Below are 22,505 nucleotides of genomic sequence, written 5' to 3'. Positions count from 1 at the left end.
TACGGTCGTCTCATGACCAGGCGACTCGCGTACGCACAGCTCACGAACTCCGTCGGGGACGGCGGGTTCCTCGTCGTCTCGGCGTTGTACTTCACCCAGGTCGTCAGCCTGAGCGCGACGCGCGTCGGACTGGCGCTGACCCTCGCGTGGGGCGTCGGCGCGGTCGCCGGTGTCGCGCTCGGACACCTCGCCGACCGCTGGGGGCCGCGCACGACCGCCGTCGTGCTCGCCGCCGCGACCGCCGCGAGCATCGGCGTCCTGCTGTTCACCCGGAACTTCGCCGCGTTCGTGGCGGTCATGTGCCTGTACGCGAGCTTCCAGAGCGGGTTGCAGGCGTCCAGACAGGCCCTGCTGGCGGGGCTCACCACACCCGGTGAACGCACACGGGTGCGTGCGCGCATCCAGTCGACGGCCAACGCGGGCATCGCGATCGGCGCGGCGGCGGGCGGGTTCGCCCTGCACCTCGGCACCGAGGCCGCCTACACGGCCGTGTTCGTGCTCGACGCGCTCTGCTTCCTCGCGGCCGCCGCGGTGCTGACGACGTTGCCGGAGACCGCGATGACCAGGGCCAAGGGCAAGTTCGACGTGCTCAGGGACAAGCCGTACGCGCTGATCACGCTCATCAACGCCGTGATGCTGCTCTACATGCCGCTGCTGAGCCTGATCATCCCGCTGTGGATCGTGCAGCGCACCGAGGCGCCGACGTGGCTCGCGGCCGCGTTGCTCGTGCTGAACACCGCGGCCGTCGTGCTGTTCCAGGTGCGGATCGCCCGGCGCGCCACCGGGCTCGGCAGCGCGTCGAGGCTCGTCCGGCACGCCGGCCTGGTCATGCTCGCGTCCTGCGCGGTGTTCGCCGTGACGGCGGCCGGCGTCGGCGCCTGGTCCGCGGCGGCGCTGCTCGTCGCGGCCGCCGCGTTGCAGGTGCTCGGCGAGATGATGCTCGCCTCCGGCGCGTGGGAGATCAGCTTCTCCCTCGCGCCCGCCGACCGGCAGGGCCAGTACCAGGGCTTCTTCGCGACGGGAACGGCCGTCGCCCGGATGGTCGGCCCCGCGCTGCTCACCACCGTCGTCCTCGGCTGGGGCTCCGCCGGGTGGCTGCTGGTCGGCGGGCTGTTCGTGGTGGCCGGCTACGCGATGGGGCCCGCGGTGCGCTGGGCCCGCGAGAAGAACTCCACCAGTTCCGGCGCCACGACCGACGACTTGTACATGTGCGTCTGACCGGGCAACGTCCTGTGGTCCGCTCCCAGCACCTCCGCGACGTCGCGCATGGCGTTGCGGAGGTACTCGGGGCTCTTGCCGCCGTCCATCGCGAGCGTCGGGACCTCGACCTTCCAGCGGTCCGCGGGAAGGGGAGCGCCGCGGCCGTCGTCGCCGAGGATCGCGAGGTCCCACGGCAGCGTGTGCGCGACCGGCTTGAGCTTCTTCCACACCGGCGTCAGCTTCATGATCGCGAGTCCGATGGCGGGCACGCCGACCATCCTCATGAACGTGGAGATCATCGCGGAGCGGTCGCCGCGGGCGAGCATGGCGTTCATCTGCTCGACGATGTCCGCGGGCCGCGGCCGGTAGGTGTCGTCCACGACGAACGGCGCCTCGTAGAGCGCGAGCCGGCTGATGCCCGGCAGTCGCGAGGCGGCCTCCATCGCGAGGACCGCACCCGAGGAGACGCCGAAGACGAACGCGCTGCCGCCGGCCTCCCGGATGACCGCGTCGACGTCCTCGACCTCGCGCTCGACCGACCACGGCGTCGCGCCGTCACCGGTCTCACCGCGTCCCCGCCGGTCGTAGGTGTGGACGGTGAAGTTCTTGTCCAGCACGGACGCGAGCTCGGTGGACGGCCCGAACATCCGGTGGCACAGCGCGCCGTCCACGAGCACCAGCGCGGGCCCGGAGCCGGTGATCGAGTACGCGATCTCCGTGCCGTCGGCGGAGGTGGCGAAGCGGGTCATCTCTGCTCTCCCAGGGTGTTGTCGAGGAAGCCCTGCCAGTCCTGCTCGGACTCGTCGCCCTCGAAGACGTGGTGCGCGGCGATCATCGAGCCGGTGAACCCGCGCATGAAGCGGTACAGGCCCGTGCGGGTGCGCAGGCCGAGCGTGTGGGCGTTGCGGTGGTACTCGACGGCGTCCGGCAGCTTCTCGGCGACGGCCGCGTCGAGCCTCTTCCAGGCGTCGTCCCAGTCGCCGACCGCCGGTCCGAAGACCGTGAGCGGACGGGCCGTGCGCCCGGCGAAGTGGGTGAGGTACTCGGCCAGCGTGCCGCGGAAGAGCGCGCCGCCCAGCGTCATCGCCTCGAACTCGTCGGCCCAGTCGTCGCCGGGCAGGAACCCGCTCGTGACCATGCGCAGCACGGTGCTGCCGTGCTCGCGGCCCTCGACGAGGAACTCGTAGGCCATGAACCGGCCGTCGGGCGCCTTGCCGGTGTCGTAGGCGAAGTGCCGCGGCCGTTCCGACGCGGTGATCTCGCACGTGGGCCCGTAGCCGCCGAACGCCATCTTGACCTGACCGCCCGCGACCTCGTTGGTGCCCATGAACCACGAGTCGATGCCCGGTCCGGTGGCGATGGCCGTCCAGACGTCCTCGGTGGACGCCGGCACCTCGATCTCGTCGGTGCTCTCGAACTCGTGGCCCATCGTTCTCCTCTTCGTGCCGGGTGGATGGTCTCATCCTGCTCCGGACAATTCTTCTCGTCAAGACAGCACAGCTGTTCTTGACAAAAAAACTTGTCGGTCGATCCCGTGCGTAGGCTGGGAGGATGGGCGGCGGTGACGAACGGCCTGGTCACGACCGGGTGAACCCGGAGCGTGTTCCCGAGGGGGAACCGGCCTGCCTGCTGGAGCTGGTCTGCCCGGAGTGCGGGCGCGTCACGACCGACCGGAACGCGCCCGGCTGCGCGGCCTGTCAGCCCGCCAGCTGATGGGCGTGCATCTTGCTGATGTCGTAGGAGACACCGCAGAAGGTGCACTGGAGCCCGTACTTGCTGCTGATGGTGAACAGCGGGATGAAGAAGAACGTCGGCTTGGTGTAGCGCCGGAACAGGTGGTGCGCCGACTGGTGGTGGCAGTGCCCGCACACCAGCTGGAGCATCCGCAGCTGTTCGACCGTGGTGCGCCAGCCGAAGATGAACATGTGTGCTCCCGGGGTCGTTTCACTCTGTGACGCGCGGCTCGGGGTTCTCGTTGCGCCTCACGGCGCTCGCCCTCCGGATCTCCGTTCCCCCTGCCGTGGGGGTTCACTCCGCGCCTCGACGGGTAACCGCGAGTGCATGAGCGACGTGCAGGACGAGCTGCTGCGGACGTTGACCAAGGTCGCCAACGCCTTGCGCAGCGCGGAGATCCCCTTCGCGCTGACGGGTGGCTGCGCCGGCTATGCACGGGGTGGCCCGACGAGCGAACACGACGTGGACCTGCTCGTGCGCGAGCAGGACGCCAGGGAGGCCGTGCGGGTGCTGGTGCAGCGCGGGTTGCGCGCCGCGGAGCCGCCGGAGGACTGGCTGCTGAAGGTCTACGACGGCGACTCGCTGGTGGACCTGCTGTTCCGGCCCAACGAACGGCCCGTCACCGACGAGATCCTGGCGATGGCCGAGGAGATGCCCGTCGGGTCGGTGCTGCTGCCGGTGATGCCCGCGACCTACGTGCTCATCAGCAAGCTGCTGGTGCTGGACGGCCACCGCTGCGACTTCAGCGAGCTGCTGCCGTTCGCCCGCGCGCTGCGGGAGCAGATCGACTGGGACCACGTGCGCGAGGAGACGAGGCACTCCCCGTACGCCGAGGCGTTCCTGTTGCTCATCGAACGACTGGACATCATCGGGAGGGGCGGCAATGGAATCCGAGCAGTACCGGGCGGCAAATCTGCGTAGGGCGGTGGCGGAGGACCCCAGGACCGCGGAGCTCGGCGTCCGGGTCACCGTGCGCGGCGACAACGTGATGCTCTCCGGCGACGTGGCCTGCGCCGACCGGCGCGCGGCGCTCGAGGAGGTCCTGCACGAGGCCGCGCCGGAGCTCAAGATCCTGAACGACGTGCGCGTGACCCCGGCGGGCGAGCCGGAGGGTGAGGAGGACCTGCGATGATCCGCGTCGCGGCGGTCGGGGACATCCACCTCGGCGAGGACATGCGCGGGCACCTGCGCCCGGCGCTGGAGAAGGTCGGCGAGCACGCCGACATCCTGCTGCTGGCCGGTGACCTCACCCGGCACGGCACGGTGGTCGAGGCCGAGGTGGTCGCGGACGAGTTCGCCGACCTGCCGGTGCCCGTCGTCGCCGTGCTGGGCAACCACGACCACCAGGACGACAAGCCAGCCGAGGTCACGAAGACCTTGGAGGACAAGGGCATCCACGTGCTGGAGGGCACGACGTTCACCCACCGGGTCAACGGCTGCTCCATCGGCATCGGCGGGGTGAAGGGGTTCGGCGGCGGCTTCGCCGGCAAGTGCGGCAGCGCGTTCGGCGAGCGCGAGATGAAGGCGTTCATCCAGCACACCTGCGACATCGCGGAGAACCTGAAGGGCGCGCTGTCCGAACTGGACACCGACGTCAAGGTCGCGCTGACGCATTACGCGCCGGTGCCCGACACGCTGCGCGGCGAGCCGCCGGAGATCTACCCGTTCCTCGGTTCGTACCTGCTCGGCGAGGCCATCGACGAGACCGGCATGAACCTCGCGGTGCACGGCCACGCGCACTTCGGCACCGAGCAGGGCATGACGCCCGGCGGGGTGCGCGTCCGCAACGTCGCCCAGCCGATCATCCGTTCCGCCTACACGGTCTACGTGCTGGAGGGAACCTCCTCATGACCGTCGGCGACTTCATCGTCGGACGCCTGCGCGACTGGGGCGTCAAGCAGGTCTTCGCGTACCCCGGCGACGGCATCAACGGGATCGTGGCCGCGTTCGGCAAGGCGGACAACGACCCCCGGTTCATCCAGACGCGGCACGAGGAGATGGCCGCGTTCGCCGCCGTCGGGTTCGCGAAGTTCAGCGGTGACGTCGGCGTGTGCCTGGCCACCAGCGGTCCCGGCGCGATCCACCTGCTCAACGGCCTGTACGACGCGAAGCTCGACCACGTGCCGGTCGTCGCGATCGTCGGTCAGACCGCCCGCACCGCGCTCGGCGGTAGCTACCAGCAGGAGGTCGACCTGCACTCGCTGTTCCGCGACGTCGCCTCCTACCTGGTCGACGTGACGGTGCCCGAGCAGCTGCCCAACGCGCTGGACCGGGCGATGCGCACGGCCCAGGCCGACCGCGCGCCGGCCGTGCTGATCATCCCGAACGACGTGCAGGAGCAGGACTACGAGCCGCCCAAGCACGAGTTCAAGTACATCCCGTCCAGCCCGCCGTCGCGGCCCTCCTCGACCGTCGTGCCGTCCGCGGAGGAGATCGAGCGGGCGGCCGAGGTGCTGAACTCCGGCGAGAAGGTCGCGATCCTGATCGGCCAGGGCGCCCGCGGTGCGGCCGACGAGGTGCGGGAAGTGGCGGAGCTGCTCGGCGCCGGCGTCGCGAAGGCGTTGCTGGGCAAGGACGTCCTGCCCGACGACCTGCCGTACGTGACGGGGTCGATCGGCATCCTGGGCACCCGGCCGTCGTACGAGATGATGCGCGACTGCGACCGGCTGCTGATCGTCGGCTCGAACTTCCCGTACTCGCAGTTCCTGCCCAAGTTCGGTTCCGCGCGGGGCGTGCAGATCGACGTCGACGGCCGCGCGATCGGCATGCGCTACCCGACCGAGGTCAACCTCGTCGGCGACTCCGCGGAGACGCTGCGGGCGCTGATCCCGTTGCTGGAGCGCAAGGACGACCGCTCGTGGCGGGAGAAGATCGAGTCGAACGTCGAACGCTGGTGGGAGGTCATGGACCGGCAGTCGCAGGTGCCGGCCGACCCCGTCAACCCGATGCGGATCGTCTCCGAGCTGTCGAAACGCCTGCCGCACAACGCGATCGTCACCGCGGACTCGGGTTCGGCGACGAACTGGTACGCGCGGCTGCTCAAGATCCGCGGCGGCGTCCGGTCGTCGCTGTCCGGCACGCTGGCCACGATGGGCTGCGCCGTGCCGTACGCGCTGGGCGCCGCGTTCGCCCAGCCGAACCGGCCGTTGATCGCACTCGTCGGCGACGGCGCGATGCAGATGAACGGCATGGCGGAGCTGCTGACGCTGCGGCGTTACGGCATCCGTTGTGTGGTGTGCGTCTTCCACAACAACGACCTCAACCAGGTCACGTGGGAGCTGCGCGCGATGGGCGGCGCCCCGAAGTTCGAGGAGTCGCAGACCCTCCCGGACGTGTCGTACGCGTCCTGGGCGCGGTCGATCGGCCTGCAGGGCATCGAGGTCAACGACCCCAACCAGCTCGGCACGGCCTGGGAGACCGCGCTCGCGTTCGACGGTTCGACCGTGCTCGACGTGCGCTGCGACCCCAACGTGCCGCCGATCCCGCCGCACGCGACGTTCGACCAGATCAAGGACATGACCGAAGCCGTGCTGCGCGGTGATCCCGACGCCTGGGACCTGCTGCGCCGCGGCGTGCAGACCAAGATCCAGGAGTTCCTCCCGTGAAACTCGGCTACTTCCTCTCGTCAGAAGAACACGGCCCGCGCGAGCTCGTCCGGCACGCGAAGATGGCGCAGGACCACGGGTTCGAGTCGCTGTGGATCTCGGACCACTACCACCCGTGGAACGACGAGCAGGGCCAGTCGCCGTTCGTGTGGGGCACGATCGGCGCCCTGTCGGAAGCCGTGACGCTGCCGATCACCACCGCCGTGACGTGCCCGACGCTCCGCATCCACCCCGCCGTCATCGCCCAGGCCGCGGCCACCGCCGCCGTGCAGACCGAGGGCCGGTTCGTGCTCGGCGTCGGCAGCGGCGAGGCGCTCAACGAGCACATCCTCGGCGACCACTGGCCGTCCGCCGACGTGCGGCTGGAGATGCTGGAGGAGGCCATCGCCCTCATCCGCACGCTGCACCAGGGCGACGAGGTCACGCACCACGGCAAGCACTACACCGTCGAGAACGCCCGCATCTACACAGTTCCCGAGCGCCCGGTGCCGATCTACGTGTCCGCGTTCGGCCCCAAGGCGGTCAAGGTCGCGGCGCGCTGCGGCGACGGCTACGTCAGCGTCGGCCCGGCCGGCGAGCTGGTGGAGAAGTACCGCGCCGAGGGTGGCCGCGGACCGGCGCAGAGCGGCCTGAAGGTCTGCTACGACAGGTCGGAGGAGGACGCGGTGAAGACCGCGCACCGGTTGTGGCCCAACGACGCCCTGCCCGGCGAGCTGGCGCAGGTGCTGCCCACGCCGAAGCACTTCGAGCAGGCCTCCGAGCTCGTGACGCCGGAGATGATCCGCGACGCCATGCCGTGCGGGCCGGACCCCGAGCAGTACGCGAAGAAGATCAAGGAGTTCGCGGACGCCGGGTTCGACGAGGTCCACGTGCAGCAGGTCGGCACGAACCAGCGCGAGTTCTTCGAGTTCTGGGCCAAGGAAGTCGTGCCGCTGCTGGACGTCTAGGCAGCCGGAGGAAACGGAAAGCGCGGTGGGACAGACCTGTCCCACCGCGCTTTCGCGAGGCGGCGCGACCACCTTCTCGGGCCGTCGTCCGCCGCCTAGGCGAGGATCTCGCCGACCGTCCCCGCTCCGACGGTCTTGCCGCCCTCGCGGATCGCGAACCCGAGCCCGGTGTCCATCGCCACCGCCTTGCCCAGCTCCACCACGACCTCGACGGTGTCACCCGGCAGGGCCAGCGGCGTGCCGGCGAGCTCCACCACCCCGACGACGTCGCCGGTGCGGAAGTGGAACTGCGGCCGGTAGTTCGACGCGATGCCGGTGTGCCGGCCGCCCTCCGCATGCGACAGCAGGTACACCGACGCGCGGAACCTGGTGTGCGGCGCGACGCTGCCCGGCAGGGCCAGCACCTGGCCGCGCCGGACGTCACCGCGCTTCACCCCGCGCAGCAGGATGGCGGCGTTGTCCCCCGCCTGCGCCTGCCGCATCGGCTTGCCGAACGTCTCGATGCCGGTGGCGACCGAGGTCACCGCGGCACCGAGCCCGACCACCTCGACCTGGTCGCCCAGGTCGAGCACGCCGCGCTCCACCGCGCCGGTCACGACGGTGCCGCGCCCGGTGATGGTCAGGACGTTCTCGACCGGCATCAGGAACGGCCCCTCGACGTCCCGCACCGGCACCGGCACGTGCGAGTCGACGGCGTCGAGCAGCGCCACCACCGACCGCACCCACTCCGGGTCGCCCTGCAGCGCGCGCAGGCCGGACACCCGCACCACCGGCGTGGCGTCGCCGTCGAAGCCGTACTGGGAGAGCAGGTCGCGGATCTCCAGCTCCACCAGGTCGAGCAGCTCCGGGTCGCTCACCGCGTCGGCCTTGTTCAACGCCACCACCACGTGCGGCACGCCGACGCGGTGCGCCAGCACCACGTGCTCGCGCGTCTGCGGCATCGTGCCGTCCTCCGCGGACACCACGAGGATCGCGCCGTCCAGCTGCGCCGCACCCGTGATCATGTTCTTCACGTAGTCGGCGTGGCCGGGCATGTCGACATGCGCGTAGTGACGCGTGGGCGTCTCGTACTCGACGTGCGCGATGTTGATCGTGATGCCGCGGGCCAGCTCCTCCGGCGCGCGGTCGATGCGGTCGAACGCCGTGAAGGTCGTGCCGGAAGGGTCCATTTCGGACAGTACCTTGGTGATGGCCGCGGTAAGGGTAGTCTTGCCGTGGTCGACGTGACCCATGGTGCCGATGTTGAGGTGCGGCTTGGCGCGCACGAACTCCTGCTTCATCTTCCTGGTTCCTCGGTGAGAACTGCCGGTGGCTCAGGACCGTCGGACCGCTGCGACCCCCCTCCAGCGGTCCTGGAGGAAGGACTGGAGAAGGGTCAGAGTCGGGCGCCGGTCAGCACTGCCGAGGCAACGGCGAGCGCGCCCGCGGGAACACCCGCGCACGTGGTCAGCTCAGCCGTCAGGAACATGCCGATGATCGTGACAGAGCCCTACGGGGCTGTCACCCGGTTTTCCGCGAGGCGGATCAGCGTCCGCGCCGCCGGGCTGTGCGGCCCTTCGCTCCGCCACGCGAAGGCGAGCCTGCTGGACGGCGCCGGGTCGGTGATCCGCACCGCGTGCAGGTCGCCGGGCACCATCGACGACGCCAGCACGGCCGGCCCGAGCCCGCGCTGCGCCAGCGTGACCACCATCGGCGCGGACGCCTCGAACGCGATCCGCGGCCGGCGGGTTCCGCACGCCTCGTCCAGCGCACCGCGCAGTCCGGTCCCCGGCGGCAGGCTGATCAACCCGCGCTCCAGCAGCTCCTCCAGCGGCACGGACTCCCTGCCGTACCAGGGATCCGACGCGGCGACGGCGGCCACGAGCGGTTCGTCGACCAGCACCCGCACCGACAGCCCGTCCGGCACCGGCCCGGCGTAGCCGATCAGCGCGAGGTCCAGCCCACCGTCCACAAGGGAGGATACGAGGACGTCGGAGTTGGCCTCGGACAACGTGATCTCCACGCCGGGGAACGCCGTGTGGAACGACGACAGCAGCTCCGGCATGTCCATGATCCCGCACGACACGACCATCCCGACGCGCACGACACCGCGCACGAGCCCGGCCATCTCCTCCACGGTCCGCCGGGCCGACTCCACCGATCCCAGCGCGGCCCTGGCCATCGGCAGCACCGCCGCGCCCACGTCCGTCACGGTGACCGTCCGCCCCGACCGGTCGAGCAGGTCGTGCCCGAGCTCCCGCTCCAGCCGCCGGATCTGCGCGCTGACACCGGGCTGCGCGACGTGCACCCGTTCCGCGGCGCGCGTGAACGAGCCCTCCTCCACCACTGCGACGAAGTACTCCAGCTGCCGAAACTCCATAACGGATTATTATAAGAACGAGCACAACCAGCTCTTGGACATATAGCCGCAGGCCAGCGAGGCTCGAAGTATGCACATCTTCCACCCCGGCGACCCGGGCTACGACGACGAACGCGGTGGCTTCCAGACCGGGCTCCGCCACGAACCCCAGGTGATCTTCGCGGTGGAGAACGCCGACGACGTGCGCGAAGCCCTCGCCCACGCCGAGAACCGAGGTCTCGACCACGCGATCCAGACCACCGGTCACGGCCTCACCACGACGACCACCGGCGTCCTCATCTCCACCCGGCGCATGAACACCGTCGAGGTCGACCCGGTGACGAGGACCGCAAGGGCCGGGGCGGGCGCGGTCTGGCAGCAGGTGATCGAGCAGGCCGCACCGCACGGCCTGGCACCGCTGAGCGGCGACGCGAGCGACGTCGGGGTCGTCGGCTACACCCTGGGCGGCGGCTTCAGCGTGCTCGCCCGCGAGTTCGGCTTCGCGAGCGACCGCGTGCGCAGGACCGAGAAGGTCGGCGACGTCGTCACCGAGCTGGAGTTCGAGCTGCTGGAGGTCGACCGGGTCCACGCCGGCGAGATGTTCTTCGAGGCCGGGCACGCCGAGGCGGTGTTCGAGGCGTTCCACACGTGGGACCTGCCCGACCACGTCACGCCGGCCCTCACCACCCTCGGCGACGTCGTGCGCGTGACCTTCGCGAGCACGAAGCCGTTCGACGTCGGGCACCTCCGCGTCGCGCCGAGGCTGAGCGAGGACTTCGGGCTCAGGCCGTTCGCCGAGGCGGCGGGCAAACCGCTCCCGCCGCACACCTACCAGGGCGACAACGTGCTGCTCAGCGGTCTGCCGCTGGACCTGCTCCAGCAGGTGCGGGAACGAGCCGCGAGCTCCGCCGTGCCGATCTTCGCCGGCGTCCTCCCGCTCGGCGGCGCCCTCACCACCGACGCCACCCACCTGGTCAAGCTGATCTCGCCCCGGCTCGGCGTCGAGGAGCTGCACGAGGAGGTGTTCGACCTCCTGCGGCCGCACGTGGTGGGCAGGACCCGCAACTTCCGGTACGCCGTGGCCTCCAACTCGTCGCCCTGCTGAGCTCGCGCTGGGGAATGGTCGAACTGTCTGGTCAGAGGACCGTCTGGAGCGAGCTGACGGCCTGAGCGCCGGCACGCCCGACCGGCCGGGGGGTGTGCGTCCACCTGGCGGGGGAGTGAGGAACACTGGACCGGTCGCGGCCATCAGGCGGTCGGGTGACCAACAGGTTGTGGTGTGGCAGCAACGGCCGTAACGTCGGACGGGTAGCCGGGTTCAGCAGCGTGCTCGGAGTCCGCGTTTCACGTGCTTCGGCCACCGGGGAGTGCTGGTGAACGAAGATCAGTTCAGGGAATCACCGCTGCTCACGGTGCGTACCGCAGATGTCGCCGGTGTGGTGGTCGTCGCGGTGGAAGGTGAGATCGACGTCGACACGGCGGACGAGGTGCTCGACGCGTTGCGCGCCGGGTTCGCCGCCGACGGTCCCGCGCTGGTCGCGGACCTCACGCTGGTCAGCTTCTTCGGCTCGACCGGCATCTCCACGTTGATCACGGCCCACGAGATGGCCGACGAGCACAGCAAGGACTTCCACGTCGTGGCACCTCAACGTGCCGTGAAGAGACCTCTGCAGGTCACCGGAGTGGCCGACGTGCTGCTGCTGCACGACTCGGTCGACGAGGCGCTGTCCGCGTTGAGACCGGTGCCCAGCGAGTAGACACCGGTCTCCTCCGGCTCAGCCCGCCAGTTCCACCAGCTTCGGGACGACCTCGTCCGGGTGTGGCATGGCCGCGATCTCGGCGGCGATGCGGGCGTTCGCGGCCCGCACGCCGTCGTCGGCCAGCAGCTTCGTCGCGGTCTCCTGCACGGCCTCCGCGGTGAACTGCTCCGCGACGAGCGCGGCGCCCAGCCCCGTGTCCGTGACGATCTCGCCGTTGCGGAACTGGTCGGCGCCCTGCGGCAGCACGAGCTGCGGCACCCCGTTCGCCATCGAGCTCACCGTCGTGCCCGCGCCGCCGTGGTGCACGACGAGGTCTGCGTGCGCGAGCAGATCCGCCTGGGGCACCCACGGGAGCACGTGCACGTTGCCCGGCACGTCGGTCAGTGCGGACGGCTGGACCTGCGGGCCCGTCGCGACCAGCACCTCGGCGTCCACCCCGGACAGCCCGGCGATCGCCGTCCGCAGCACGTCCGGGTTCGAGAACGCGGTGCCGAACGTCAGGTAGACGAGCGGCCGCGAGCGTTCCACCACCCATTCGGGCAATTCGCCTGGCTCCGCGAACGGAACGGGACGGATCGGAATTCGGTCGACGTCCGACAGGAACCCGACGTCCTGCAAAGACGGCGGAAAGGGGTCGAGATACGGTGATCCGAGTCCGTAATGCTGCCCATTCGGCAGGCTGATGCCGAGTTCGGTCACGTACTCCAGGAACAGGTCGCTCATGGCCTCCGGCACCAGGTTCTCGTCCATCTTGCCGAAACCGTGGCACACCGCGGGAATTCCGGCGCGCATCGCGGCGAGGCCCGCGCCGGCGTTCATGATCTCGAAGACGACGAGGTCCGGCTTGTCCCGCTCCAGCACCGGCTCCAGGTCCCGCACGAACGCCCTGGGCAGCACCGATCCGAACGCGTCGACGGCGGTCTGGCGCAGCATGTCGCGCCGGAACTCGCCCGTGCCGTGCAGTTCGTTGGCCTGACGGAACGCGGCCCAGATGCTCACGCCCGCGTCCACGACCGTGAGACCCAGCTTTTCCACAGTCGCGTGGAATCCCGAGTCGACGGCGTAGAGGACGTCATGTCCCTGCTCGCGGGCGGCGATCGCGAGCGGGAGTATGGGGTAAACGTGTCCGTGTGAGCCTAAGCTCGAGAAGAGAATGCGCACACGATCCACATTAGAGGCTCTCTTATTACGCCGGGGTCAATCTCACGAACCGCGGCCCCATCGCGCGAAACTCTCCCACTGCTGTGCGACCTCCGCGGGCGACGGCATGCCGGAGATCTCGTCGCGCACCTCGCCGGCGGCCCGCTGCAGCTTCGAGTCCTCGACCAGCCGCGTGAGCAGCGCCGGGGTGACGTCCTCCGGCCGCGCCGCGAGCCCGGCCCCGCGCCCGCTGAGCGTCCTCGCGTGCACGGTCCGGTCGCCGGGGCCCGGCTCGACCAGCTGCGGCACGCCGGCCGCGAGCGCGCCGAGCAGCGTGCCCGCGCCGCCGTGGTGCACGATCCCGTCGCAGAACGGCAGCACGCGGGGGATCGGCACCCACCCGACGGCCTTCACGTTCTCCGGCAGCCCCTCGGTCCGCGCGGGCCGGACGAGCACGAACTCGGCGTCCACGTCCCGCGCGACCTTCGTGACGGCGTCCATCATGCGCGCGGAGCCGGGACCGGGGGCGGTGCTGCGGCTGATGAGGATGCGCGGCTTGCCGGAGGGTTCGGCGAGCCACCGCGGCACCTCGCCGTCGCCGCTGTAGGGGACGAACCGCAGCGGCCGTCCACCGAGGAACTCCACGAGGCTCTTGGGCGCCGTGCGCAGGATCGTGGTGGGAGAACGCACGTCGGCCCTCATCCGCGCGCCGACCGCGGCCGTCAGGTCCACGCCGTCGAAGAGCGACACGTCGTGGACGACCGACGGCACGCCCAGCGCGGACCCGGCGGCGGCCAGCGGTTCGTGCACCACGATGTCGGGCCGCCAGCGTTCGGCGAGCTCGCGCAACGGCCCGTGCATCGCGTTGCCGACCGCGCCGAAGAGCCGGGACACGAAGTCCAGCCCGCCGCTGCCGCGCAGCTCCCGCCTGGCCACCAGCGGGTGCGCGAGCACGATGCGCAACGCGATCGGTCCGAACCGGACGTTCGCCGGGACGACGTCCTCGACGGTCAGCCCGGAGTCGCGGACCCGCAGGGCCTCGCCGCCGGTCGCGACCACGACGTCGTGGCCCGCGTCGCGCAGGGCGAGGGCGAGCGGCATCAACGGGAACACATGGCCCAGCAGCGGCGCAGCGACCACAAGAACGCGCATACCTCCAGGCTACGGCTCGATCAGCCACCCGGATCCGCACGGCCGTCCTGACCCCGGGCACGGCGGAGGGCCGCACCCGTGGCGGGTGCGGCCCTGGAGGCTCGTCGGGTCACTTGGTCATGTCGAACCAGTTGAAGCCCTCGACCATCTGCCGGGTCTTGTCGCTGGGGTAGCGGTCCCCGGTCAGCTCCCAGCGCGTCACGGTCCGGTAGGTGCCCGGCTGCTGCGACTCGTCCTCGCGGGTGTCCTCGTCGTCCTTGACCGGCACGTACTCGGTGATCACGCGCTTGGTCAGCGTGACGTCGAGCGACTCGTAGGCGGACTGGGTGTAGAGGTAGTCGCCCTGGCCGCTGTCCCCGGCGCGGCCGGGGTCGGCCAGCTTCAGCGAGACGGTGTTGCCGTTGAACGAACCCGTCGCGGACACGACCGTGACGATGTGGCCGCCGGTGCGCTGCAACGAGCCGGTGGCCGGACCGGCCTTGTAGCGGCCGTAGACGAGCTGGATCGGGCCCTCGTTGAGCTTCTTCGCGAGCTCGCCGCCGAAGTCCGGCACGGTGTTGGTGCTCACGACACCCGCGGAGGTGGTCCAGCCGGCGTCGCGGGCGGGCTTGGTGGCGATGTCCCACGCCTTGCGCAGGTTGGTGAGGTTGGTGCCGCCGTCGTACTTGGCGTCGACGCCGATCCGCCAGATCGAGTTGGTGATGACGCTGAAGTCCGCCGGGTCCTTCGGGTTCAGGTCGCCGACCTTCGTGGTCAGCCAGCCGACCGGCGCGTCCTTCTCGTGGCCCCAGTAGTGCAGGACGTTGTAGAGGGAGGCGGGGCCGCAGTAGGCGCCGCCGTTGCCCGACAGGCCGGCGCGGTGCTGGTCCACGTCGCTCACGCCGCACTTCTTGACGTTGAAGTCGGCTCCGGCCAGGTCGGCGGCGCCGACGCACGGCGGCGGGGTGCCGATGACCGGGTCGGCGACCGCGGTGGCGGGTGCGACGACGGCGGTGAGAGCGGCGGCGGCGATGAGGGCGTTGCGGATCATGTCGGTGTCCCCTGTCTCGTGTTCCCCTGTGGTGACACAAGATTCGCCGGGACGGACCCCCGAGGGCATGAGGGGAGAACCCTCAACCGCGGAGCGGGGAAGTTGGGTGTATCAGGACCACCCCCACGGCGCTCTGTCTCAGGCGAGCACGCGGGCCAGGTCCCGGCGACCGGCGATTCCGAGCTTCGTGTAGATCCGGCCGAGGTGGTTCTCGACGGTCTTGGGCGTCACGAACAGCTCCTGCGCGATCTCCCGGTTCGCCCGCCCGGCCGCCGCGAGGTCCGCGACGCGCCGTTCGGACGCCGTCAACGCCTCCGCGCCCAGCACCACCTGGCGGCGCGGCCGGTCGCCGAGGGCCTCCAGCGCCTCCACCGCGCGCGTCCGCAGTGTCGTCGAGCCGCACGTCTCGGCCAGGTCGATCGCCCTGTGCAGCGGGTCCCGCGCGTCCGTGCGCCGCCGGGCCACCCGCAGCGCCTCGCCCAGGTCGACCAGCGAGCGGGCGAGCTCCAGCCGTGCGGGAGCGTCCTCGAGGGTGGCGACCGACTCGGTCAGCAGCTCGAGGCGCCCGTCCGGGTCGGCGTGCGCGAGCAGCCGCAGTGCCGCGCCGACCTCGGTCGCCGCGCCCCACCCGCGTGCCACGTCGAGCTGTTCGGCCGCCAGCTCCAGCGCGAGCTCCTGCCGGCCGAGCAGCAGCGCCGCCCTGGCCGCCGGGCCGCGCCACGGGATCGTCGGCGGGTCGACGTGCACCTGGTGCATCGCGTCGCGCTGGCGGTAGGCCTCGGACATCGCCCGCCGCGCGTCGCCCTCGGCCAGCGCGATCAGCGCCCGCACCTCGTGCAGCCAGATCATCGGCATGGTCAGCCGGGCGTCCGCGTGCCGGGTGTCGAAGGCGGTGACGAAGCCCGTGGCCGCGGCGACGTCACCCCGTTCGAGCGCCGCGTAGACCGCGAAGTGCGTCGAGGTCGCCCGCAGGCTGATCACCTCGGACACCGGGTCCTCGTGCGCGACGGCGGCCAGCGCGCCCTCGGCCTCCGCCTCGACGACCGGCATGTTCCCCACGCGCCAGTTCAGGAACAGCGACGCGTTCGCCACCATCGCGAACTCGATCGGCGAACCGTGCTGCCGGACCCTCAGCCGCGCGCGGTCGATCTCGTGCCGTGCGGTGTCGACGCCGTCCGCGGCCATCAGCGCGAGCAACGCCACCAGCCACGCGACCATCGCGTCCGTGCTGCCCGTCGCGTCGTCGAGGTAGGCGCCGTTGGCCAGCGCCCGCGTCGCGGTCGCGGCGACCTCGTCGTGCGGCCACACCTCGTAGCGGCCCATCTGCGCGAGCAGGCCGAGCAGCGTGCGTTCGTCCGGGGTGCCGCCCGCCAGGCCCTTGTAGGCGCTCAGGTGCGCGGACGCCGTGCGGCGCTGGTCGGGCAGGAACGAGCGGAACACCGCGAGCCGTGCCTCCAGGTGCAGCCGCGACTCGCCGTCCGGCCGTGCGTCGATGGCCTCGGTCAGCTCCGCGATCGCCGCCGCCGGGCCTTCCAGCGCCGCGGTCGCCGAGGCCGCCGCCGCCACCAGTTCCGCGTCCGGAAGTCCTTGTGCCGCAGCTTTCAGGTGCCGGTGCGCGTTGACCGCGTCACCGGTGCGCAGCAGTGCCCTGCCGAGGTCGGCGCGCAAGCCCGCGTCGTCGGGCTTCTCGTCCACCGCCCGCGTCAGGTGGGCAGCGGCCGTGCGCGCGTCACCTGCCGCGAGCAACGCGGAAGCGGCCCTGCGCAACACTTCCGCGGCGTTCGGGAGCGTCCCCTTGGGAGCGTGGACGAGGTGCGCCGCGATCCGGTCCGCCGGTGCGTGCTGCTCCTGCAACGCTTTCGCGGCCCCGGCGTGCAGCGAGGCACGGGCGATCGGTCCGAGTCCGGCCAGAACCGCTTCGCGCACAACGGGGTGCACGAACCCCAGGTGGTCGCCGGTGACGAGCACGTTCGCTGCGGTGAGGGCCTCGACCGCGGCCGGCAGGTCGGTGACCTCCGCCAGTTCCGCCGCCTGCCAGGGATCCGCGTGCGACCCGAGGACGGCGACCGCGCCCGCGAGCGCGACGGCCTGCGCGGGCAACCGTCCCAGCGTGGCGCGGAAGACCGTGGCCGGGCCCAGCGTGCCGACCTTCTCCGCCGTGGCCGGGTCGTCCAGCGGCAGGCCGAGCGCGGCCAGTTCGTCGACCAGAACGCCGGTGAGGAAGGGGTTTCCGCCGCTCGCGGCGTGCAGGGCGGTGACGACGTCGGGGTGCCCGCCGACCAGTGTGGCGAGGGCACCCGTGGTGAGCGGGCGCGGCAGCAACCGGTCGGCGGACACGCTGAGCTGCGCGAGCGGCCCGGCGTTGTCCGCCGGCGGCCTGGTCGCGACGACGAGCGCGATCGGCAGGTCGGCGATCCGGCGCGACAGGTAGACCAGGAACTGCAGCGACGAGAGGTCGGCCCAGTGCGCGTCGTCGACCGTGATCAGCAGCGGGCGGGTGGACGAGAGGTCCACCGCGACCCACCACAGCGAGTGCAGCGTGCGGGCCAGCTCGGCCTCGCCGGGATCGAGCGCGGCGTCGTCCAGCGCCCGCAACGCCGCCCCGGACGGCCCGGCCAGGATCTTCTCGCGGATCCCACCGGAGTACCGCGACACCGACCGCTCGACCATCTGCCGGACGACGCCCCACGCCATGGCGCTCTCCAGGGCGTCGCCGACGGCCTGGAGGCGTCCGAACCCGCGTTCCTTGGCCAGCTCGCGGCACTCGTGCACGAGCCTGGTCTTGCCGATGCCGGCACGGCCCTCGATGACGACGACACGACCATCACCACGGGTGGCCGCGTCCAGAGCTTCGCGGATGTGCGCGATCTCGCCGTCTCGTTCGAGGGGTTCGCGCACGCGATGATCGTAGCGGCCGTCCGGCGGGCTACACGCTGGTCATCGGCGGTACAACCGGGGGACTTGATGCTCCGTTGGGGTGAAGGTCAGGCCACGCAGCCGTCCCCGCCGGAGGTGTCACCGCCCTGGAGGGCCTTGTCGACGAACTCCTTCGACTTCGCCGGGTCGACGTCGAGCCCGTACCCCTTGCCCTGGTGGTCGACGGGTTCGCTCACCGGCAGCGTCGTCGCGCTGACCGTGATCGGGCCGCTGAAGCGCTGCGCGAACTCCAGCACGTCCCAGCCGCTGTCGACCACGACGGCGCCGCCGGCCTCGCGGGCGAGCGCGACCGCCTTGTCCTTCGTGACCTGCGAGGCCAGCCCGGCGAGGAACGCCTGCTGCCGCCTGACCCGGTCGAGGTCGCCGTTCGGCAGGCCCATCCGCTGCCGCAGAAACGCGAGCGCCCGGTCACCCGAGAGGACCTGCCGCCCGGCGGGGAAGCCGACCTTGGAAACCGGGTCGGTCGAGGCCGCCTTCAGGCACACCTCCACGCCGCCGACGACCTGCGAGATCCTGCCGAACTCCGACATCTTCACGGCGGCGTGGTGGTCGACCTTCACGCCGGTCGTCCGCTCGACCGCGGTGACGAGCTTCGCGGGGTCCTCGGCGAACAGGCTGTTGAGCTTCTCGCCGTCCACGAAGACGTCCCGCGGCAACGACACGACCGAGGCCGAGCGCCCGTCCGCCGGGAACCGCGCGAGCACGAGCGCGTCGGTGTTGCCGATGTCGTCGGAGCCGATGAGCAGCACGGTCTGGTCGGTCGCCGGAGCGGTCTGCGCGGCGGGCGACGCGTCGGTCTTCTTGATCGCCGTCGGGACGATGACCGCGGCGGCCGCGGCGGCGGCGGTCAGCGTGGCGACGCCGACGATCAGCCCCCACGGCTTGGGGCGCTTCTTGGCCTTGTGCAGCTCGGCCAGCACGGTCCGGGGGTCGACGCGGTCCTCGGCCTCGGCGGCGATGGCCCGGCGGATGAGGTCGTTCACGAGTGCACCCCCAGGGTGGCGGATCGAGCGATTTCGTGGGCGCGCAGTGTCTGCAGTGCGCGAGAGAGTTGGCTGCGCACGGTCGATTCCGCGCAGCCGAGCACCTGTGCGATCTCCGCGTCCGTGCAGTCCTCGTAGAACCGCAGCACCAGCGCCGCACGTTGCTTGCGAGGCAGGATGGCGATCCGTGCGCGCATGGCCTCGCGTTCGGCGTGTGCGTCGGCCGGATCGGCCATCGACGGCACATGCCTGGCGAGCTCGGCGCGTTCCACGGCGACTTCCCGCGCGGCCTTGCGGTGCCGCCACGACAGGTAGTCGTTGGTCACCATGCGCTTCACGTACAGATAGGGAGCGTCCATCGCTCCGATGCGCTCCCACTTGCCCTGCGCGCGCATGAGCACGTTCTGCACGATGTCCTGCGCCAGGTGCTTGTCGCAGGTGATCGCCGTGGCGTACCCCAGCAGCCGGTCCAGCCGGTCAGCGACGAACTGGTCGAACCCCACGCCGTCCCCTTCTCCTCGTAGTCGTGTGCGGTGGGAGAAACCCCCTGGACACCACCGTTCGCTGCAACGGGTTTTGTGGTCCGGCCCACACACGCCTCGGTTTGGGACGAACTTCGACGTGAAGTCTTTTCATGTTCACCTCGATGCGTGAGCCTTCACGCCATGCGCATCATCCCTGCACTCGCGCTGTTGTCGCTGCTGCTCGTCCCCGTCGACGCGGCCGCCGCCCCCAACGGCAACTACTACCTGCAGAGCGCCGTGACCGGCCAGAACGCCGCCGTGTCCGGCTCGTCCGTGGTCCAGCACCGCCCCAAGGGCAACGAGGACCGCCAGCAGTTCTCCTGGAACGGCAGCACCCTGTCCGAAGGCGGCCAGTGCCTGGGCCGCGCCGGCGACGCCGTCCAGATGACCAGCTGCGCCAGCGACACCGCCCGCTGGACCGCCGTCCTCGACGACCAGGACGGGTACCGGTTCAAGGACCCCGCCGCCGACCGCTACCTCATCGCCGCCGGCACCGACCAGGTCCGCGTCGGCACCGGCGCCGACACGTGGTTCCTGACCCCGGTCGACCCGGTCCGCGTGCCCCGTCCCGCAGACCCGCGCTTGGACGAGATGACGTTCCTGACCACCCACAACGCCTTCGCGAACGGCGTGGACGGCGGTTTCGCGTTCGCCGACATCGCCCCGAACCAGTCGCGCGGCATCGTGCAGCAGCTCAACGAAGGCGTCCGCGGCTTCATGCTGGACATCCACGAGACCCCCGACGGCGCGATCCTGTGCCACAACAGCTGCACCCTCGTCAGCAAGCCCGTGGCGCTGAACGTCGACCTCCAGCGCATCGTCGACTTCCTGAAGTCACGCCCGACGGAGATCGTGACGGTGTTCCTGGAGGACTACGTCTCCGCCGACGTCCTGCGCTCCGAACTGGCCCGCGTGCAGGGCCTGGGCGACGTGCTCCACCGCGCCGAGGGAGTGCGCGAGAACGGCTGGCCGACGCTGTCGCAGATGCAGGCCTCCGGCAAGCGCCTGCTGATCTTCACCAGCCACGGCAGGGACGGCCGCGAGAACACGGGCGTGCTGTACCAGAAGGACTGGACGGTCGAGAACTACTGGTCGATGGGCGCGGGACTCGGCAGCTCCGACTGGTCCTGCTACTCCCGCTGGCCGGACAAGCCCCTGACCACAACGGAAACGAACTTCCGCCCGCTGTACGTCATGAACCACTTCCGCGACGTCCCGATCGAGGGCACGGTGGCCACCGACAACACGAAGGCCGCCGACCGAGCCCGCCGCTTCTGCGAACCGGCGGCCCGCAAGACCGCCAACTACCTGGCCGTCGACTTCTACCACCGCAACACCCCAGCCCTACCGGCCGACCGCCTCCCGTCCGGCGCCGGCGCCGTGGAACTGCCCTCGGGCCTCTGCCTGGACAACGACAGGGGCGCCACCGCCGACGGCAACCCGGTGCAGATCTGGACGTGCAACAACACCTACGCCCAACGGTGGCGCGTGGTCGCCGACGGCACCATCGCCATCGCCGGCAAGTGCCTGGACGTCGACAACGGCGGCACCACGGATGGCACGCTCGTGCAGCTCTGGCAGTGCAACGGCACCGGCGCGCAGCAGTGGCGCGTGCGGTCCGACGGGACGGTGGTGAACCCGCAGTCGGGGCTGTGCCTGGACAACCCGGGCTCGTCGACTGTTGTCGGTACGCGCCTGAACCTGTGGACGTGCAACGGGTCGGCGGCGCAGACGTGGAGGTTCCGCTAGACCTGCGGCCCACTCCGACGTGGACGTCGGAGTGGGCTACCTGGAGTACCGGATCGAAGAGATAAACTCCGGCCCCATGACCGCCTCTGTGCAGCCGCAGCTGTTCCCGTCTGCGCAGACCCACATGGTCGACCTGTTCGCGGGACCCGGTGGCCTCGACGTCGCCGCGCACTGGCTCGGGATCAACGTGACCGGCATCGAATGGGACGACGACGCGTGTGCCACCAGGACCAAGGCCGGCCTGGTCACGAAGCACTCCGATGTCCGGAAGTTCGGTCCGGAGGACTTTCCGGACGCGACCGTCCTCGCCGGTGGGCCTCCTTGTCAGACGTACACGGTCGCGGGCGGTGGAGCGGGTAGGCGGTCGCTGGACCAGGTGCTCGAGTACCTGCACCGCATGGTCGTGGACGGCGAGGACGTCACCGAAGAAGTGAGCAAGCTGCACGGCAACGACGACGAGCGCACGGGGTTGGTTCTCGAGCCGATGCGCTGGATCCTCGGAGCTCACCGCGGTGGCAAGCCCTACGAAGCCGTTGTGCTGGAGCAGGTTCCTGCCGTGCTCCCCGTCTGGGACGCTTACGCCAAGGCGCTGCAGGGGCTGGAGTACAACGTCGCCTGCGGCGTTCTCCACACCGAGCAGTTCGGCGTGCCGCAGACACGCCGCCGGGCGATCCTGATCGCCCGTCGCCACGGCAAGGCCGAGCTGCCCAAGCCCTCACACCGCCTCTACCGCAAGGGCAGGTCGAGGTCCGAAGGCGACAGCGATCTCCTGCCCTGGGTGTCGATGGAAGACGTGCTTCCTGATCGGAAGAAGTTCGTCGTCGTCTCCAACTACGGCACCGGCGGTGATCCCAAGGACCGCGGCAGGCGTCGGTCGGACGAGCCCTCCGCGACGGTGACCGGCAAGATCTCGCGGAACAGGCTCTACAGCACCGCTTCGCTCTCGCGTGAGCTCGAAAGGTTCACACCGGAGGAAAGCGGCAGGCTGCAGACCTTCCCGGTCGACTACCCGTGGTCGGGGAAGCAGATCGCCCAGCAGGTCGGCAACGCGATCCCGCCGCGGCTCGCCGCGCACGTTCTCGCCGCAGCACTCGGCAGGAAGTTCGAGACGGCCGACTTGGACCGCGTGGTCGGCGCCGCGTGGGACCCCGGCCTCTACGAGAAGCCGCTGCTGCCCACGACACAGGCTTGACCTCGGTCCGCTGAAGCCGTTTCTCGGTCAGCCCGGCCGCCTGCTGCGCACGATCTCGCGCACGCGGGCGGCCGCGGCCGAAGCCGTCTCGTGCTCCCACACCCGAACCGCCAGCCAGCCGACGTCGGCGAGCTTCTGGTCCGTGTCCAGATCACGCCGCCGGTTCGTCTCGATCTTCGTCCGCCAGAACTCCGCGTTGTTCTTGGGCCACGTC

General features: G+C 70.8%; 21 protein-coding genes and 1 pseudogene. 10 read left to right on the top strand and 12 right to left on the bottom strand.

Annotated elements, in window-relative coordinates; all coding sequences use genetic code 11:
• The first annotated feature begins 12 nt into the window (after positions 1-12).
• Positions 13-1,218 (top strand): MFS transporter, encoded by a 1,206-nt coding sequence (locus tag VF330_RS40290; RefSeq protein WP_330857021.1) that lies wholly within the window; start codon positions 13-15, stop codon positions 1,216-1,218.
• Here VF330_RS40290 and VF330_RS40285 read toward each other — a convergent pair.
• The 3 genes from VF330_RS40285 to VF330_RS40275 form a co-directional block, all read right to left on the bottom strand.
• The gene (locus tag VF330_RS40285) at positions 1,128-1,949 is read right to left on the bottom strand and encodes an alpha/beta hydrolase (RefSeq protein ID WP_330857020.1); all 822 of its coding nucleotides are present in this window, start codon (positions 1,947-1,949) and stop codon (positions 1,128-1,130) included. The genes VF330_RS40290 and VF330_RS40285 overlap by 91 nt on opposite strands.
• Positions 1,946-2,629, bottom strand: coding sequence for an SRPBCC domain-containing protein (locus tag VF330_RS40280; RefSeq protein WP_330857019.1), 684 nt, complete (start codon positions 2,627-2,629; stop codon positions 1,946-1,948). The genes VF330_RS40285 and VF330_RS40280 overlap by 4 nt, the downstream gene beginning before the upstream one ends.
• Positions 2,630-2,897: 268 nt before the next feature.
• Positions 2,898-3,125 (bottom strand): zinc-ribbon domain-containing protein, encoded by a 228-nt coding sequence (locus tag VF330_RS40275; RefSeq protein ID WP_330857018.1) that lies wholly within the window; start codon positions 3,123-3,125, stop codon positions 2,898-2,900.
• 136 nt (positions 3,126-3,261) lie between these two features.
• Here VF330_RS40275 and VF330_RS40270 point away from each other — a divergent pair, with 136 nt between their 5' ends.
• From VF330_RS40270 to VF330_RS40250, 5 genes are read left to right on the top strand one after another with little or no spacing between them, the layout of a single operon-like run.
• The gene (locus VF330_RS40270) at positions 3,262-3,855 is read left to right on the top strand and encodes a nucleotidyltransferase family protein (protein ID WP_330857017.1); all 594 of its coding nucleotides are present in this window, start codon (positions 3,262-3,264) and stop codon (positions 3,853-3,855) included.
• 4 nt (positions 3,856-3,859) lie between these two features.
• The gene (locus VF330_RS40265) at positions 3,860-4,066 is read left to right on the top strand and encodes a BON domain-containing protein (RefSeq protein WP_330857016.1); all 207 of its coding nucleotides are present in this window, start codon (positions 3,860-3,862) and stop codon (positions 4,064-4,066) included.
• Positions 4,063-4,785, top strand: coding sequence for a metallophosphoesterase family protein (locus VF330_RS40260; protein ID WP_330857015.1), 723 nt, complete (start codon positions 4,063-4,065; stop codon positions 4,783-4,785). The genes VF330_RS40265 and VF330_RS40260 overlap by 4 nt, the downstream gene beginning before the upstream one ends.
• Positions 4,782-6,539 carry a thiamine pyrophosphate-requiring protein gene (locus VF330_RS40255; RefSeq protein ID WP_330857014.1) on the top strand — a complete coding sequence of 586 codons (1,758 nt, stop codon included), beginning with the start codon at positions 4,782-4,784 and terminating at the stop codon, positions 6,537-6,539. Before VF330_RS40260 ends, VF330_RS40255 begins: the two co-directional genes overlap by 4 nt.
• Entirely contained in the window at positions 6,536-7,486 is a 951-nt protein-coding gene (locus VF330_RS40250) for a TIGR03557 family F420-dependent LLM class oxidoreductase (protein WP_330857013.1), read from the top strand. The genes VF330_RS40255 and VF330_RS40250 overlap by 4 nt, the downstream gene beginning before the upstream one ends.
• Before the next feature lie 95 nt (positions 7,487-7,581).
• Here the strand turns inward: VF330_RS40250 and tuf are convergent, their stop codons facing one another.
• Complete coding sequence (tuf, locus tag VF330_RS40245) at positions 7,582-8,766, bottom strand: elongation factor Tu (RefSeq protein ID WP_330857012.1); 1,185 nt, start codon at positions 8,764-8,766, stop codon at positions 7,582-7,584.
• A 209-nt stretch (positions 8,767-8,975) separates the two neighbouring features.
• Positions 8,976-9,845: a LysR family transcriptional regulator gene (locus VF330_RS40240; RefSeq protein ID WP_330857011.1), complete on the bottom strand. Its 870-nt coding sequence runs from the start codon at positions 9,843-9,845 to the stop codon at positions 8,976-8,978.
• Between the two features lie 70 nt (positions 9,846-9,915).
• Between VF330_RS40240 and VF330_RS40235 the strand changes: the two genes are divergently transcribed.
• Positions 9,916-10,929, top strand: coding sequence for an FAD-binding oxidoreductase (locus VF330_RS40235; protein WP_330857010.1), 1,014 nt, complete (start codon positions 9,916-9,918; stop codon positions 10,927-10,929).
• A gap of 268 nt (positions 10,930-11,197) precedes the next feature.
• Complete coding sequence (locus VF330_RS40230) at positions 11,198-11,581, top strand: STAS domain-containing protein (RefSeq protein WP_330857009.1); 384 nt, start codon at positions 11,198-11,200, stop codon at positions 11,579-11,581.
• An 18-nt stretch (positions 11,582-11,599) separates the two neighbouring features.
• On the opposite strand, the gene VF330_RS40225 is transcribed toward VF330_RS40230, so the two are convergent.
• The 6 genes from VF330_RS40225 to VF330_RS40200 form a co-directional block, all read right to left on the bottom strand.
• A complete protein-coding gene (locus tag VF330_RS40225; protein WP_330857008.1) occupies positions 11,600-12,745 on the bottom strand; it encodes a glycosyltransferase in 1,146 nt (381 codons plus the stop codon).
• A 42-nt stretch (positions 12,746-12,787) separates the two neighbouring features.
• Positions 12,788-13,876, bottom strand: a complete 1,089-nt coding sequence (locus VF330_RS40220) for a nucleotide disphospho-sugar-binding domain-containing protein (RefSeq protein ID WP_330857007.1) — start codon at positions 13,874-13,876, stop codon at positions 12,788-12,790.
• Positions 13,877-13,985: 109 nt separating this feature from the next.
• Positions 13,986-14,906 carry a hypothetical protein gene (locus VF330_RS40215; RefSeq protein WP_330857006.1) on the bottom strand — a complete coding sequence of 307 codons (921 nt, stop codon included), beginning with the start codon at positions 14,904-14,906 and terminating at the stop codon, positions 13,986-13,988.
• Positions 14,907-15,044: 138 nt separating this feature from the next.
• On the bottom strand, positions 15,045-17,804 hold the full coding sequence (locus VF330_RS40210) for a helix-turn-helix transcriptional regulator (RefSeq protein WP_330857005.1): 2,760 nt from the start codon (positions 17,802-17,804) through the stop codon (positions 15,045-15,047).
• A gap of 86 nt (positions 17,805-17,890) precedes the next feature.
• Positions 17,891-18,826, bottom strand: coding sequence for an LCP family protein (locus VF330_RS40205; RefSeq protein WP_330857004.1), 936 nt, complete (start codon positions 18,824-18,826; stop codon positions 17,891-17,893).
• The gene (locus VF330_RS40200) at positions 18,823-19,329 is read right to left on the bottom strand and encodes a SigE family RNA polymerase sigma factor (RefSeq protein ID WP_330857003.1); all 507 of its coding nucleotides are present in this window, start codon (positions 19,327-19,329) and stop codon (positions 18,823-18,825) included. Before VF330_RS40200 ends, VF330_RS40205 begins: the two co-directional genes overlap by 4 nt.
• A 162-nt stretch (positions 19,330-19,491) precedes the next feature.
• Between VF330_RS40200 and VF330_RS40195 the strand changes: the two genes are divergently transcribed.
• Together VF330_RS40195 and VF330_RS40190 are read left to right on the top strand one after the other, a co-directional pair.
• Complete coding sequence (locus tag VF330_RS40195) at positions 19,492-21,099, top strand: ricin-type beta-trefoil lectin domain protein (protein WP_330857002.1); 1,608 nt, start codon at positions 19,492-19,494, stop codon at positions 21,097-21,099.
• Positions 21,100-21,175: 76 nt separating this feature from the next.
• Entirely contained in the window at positions 21,176-22,291 is a 1,116-nt protein-coding gene (locus tag VF330_RS40190) for a DNA cytosine methyltransferase (protein WP_330857001.1), read from the top strand.
• A 27-nt stretch (positions 22,292-22,318) separates the two neighbouring features.
• On the opposite strand, the pseudogene VF330_RS40185 reads toward VF330_RS40190, so the two are convergent.
• Positions 22,319-22,505 (bottom strand): annotated as a pseudogene (locus tag VF330_RS40185) (very short patch repair endonuclease); the annotation flags it as partial.

Source organism: Lentzea sp. (assembly GCF_036380075.1).
In the GTDB taxonomy this organism is placed as follows: domain Bacteria; phylum Actinomycetota; class Actinomycetes; order Mycobacteriales; family Pseudonocardiaceae; genus Lentzea.
Note: the sequence above shows the minus strand (reverse complement) of the source record. Positions and strands in the feature narration are given on the sequence as shown.

What these genes read in the sequence shown, in the direction of transcription:
- VF330_RS40290 (WP_330857021.1), top strand. Translation starts at nt 13, where the DNA reads ATGACCAGGCGACTCGCGTACGCACAGCTCACGAACTCCGTCGGGGAC.
- VF330_RS40285 (WP_330857020.1), bottom strand. Translation starts at nt 1,949, where the DNA reads ATGACCCGCTTCGCCACCTCCGCCGACGGCACGGAGATCGCGTACTCG.
- VF330_RS40280 (WP_330857019.1), bottom strand. Translation starts at nt 2,629, where the DNA reads ATGGGCCACGAGTTCGAGAGCACCGACGAGATCGAGGTGCCGGCGTCC.
- VF330_RS40275 (WP_330857018.1), bottom strand. Translation starts at nt 3,125, where the DNA reads ATGTTCATCTTCGGCTGGCGCACCACGGTCGAACAGCTGCGGATGCTC.
- VF330_RS40270 (WP_330857017.1), top strand. Translation starts at nt 3,262, where the DNA reads ATGAGCGACGTGCAGGACGAGCTGCTGCGGACGTTGACCAAGGTCGCC.
- VF330_RS40260 (WP_330857015.1), top strand. Translation starts at nt 4,063, where the DNA reads ATGATCCGCGTCGCGGCGGTCGGGGACATCCACCTCGGCGAGGACATG.
- VF330_RS40255 (WP_330857014.1), top strand. Translation starts at nt 4,782, where the DNA reads ATGACCGTCGGCGACTTCATCGTCGGACGCCTGCGCGACTGGGGCGTC.
- tuf (WP_330857012.1), bottom strand. Translation starts at nt 8,766, where the DNA reads ATGAAGCAGGAGTTCGTGCGCGCCAAGCCGCACCTCAACATCGGCACC.
- VF330_RS40240 (WP_330857011.1), bottom strand. Translation starts at nt 9,845, where the DNA reads ATGGAGTTTCGGCAGCTGGAGTACTTCGTCGCAGTGGTGGAGGAGGGC.
- VF330_RS40235 (WP_330857010.1), top strand. Translation starts at nt 9,916, where the DNA reads ATGCACATCTTCCACCCCGGCGACCCGGGCTACGACGACGAACGCGGT.
- VF330_RS40220 (WP_330857007.1), bottom strand. Translation starts at nt 13,876, where the DNA reads ATGCGCGTTCTTGTGGTCGCTGCGCCGCTGCTGGGCCATGTGTTCCCG.
- VF330_RS40215 (WP_330857006.1), bottom strand. Translation starts at nt 14,906, where the DNA reads ATGATCCGCAACGCCCTCATCGCCGCCGCCGCTCTCACCGCCGTCGTC.
- VF330_RS40195 (WP_330857002.1), top strand. Translation starts at nt 19,492, where the DNA reads ATGCGCATCATCCCTGCACTCGCGCTGTTGTCGCTGCTGCTCGTCCCC.
- VF330_RS40190 (WP_330857001.1), top strand. Translation starts at nt 21,176, where the DNA reads ATGACCGCCTCTGTGCAGCCGCAGCTGTTCCCGTCTGCGCAGACCCAC.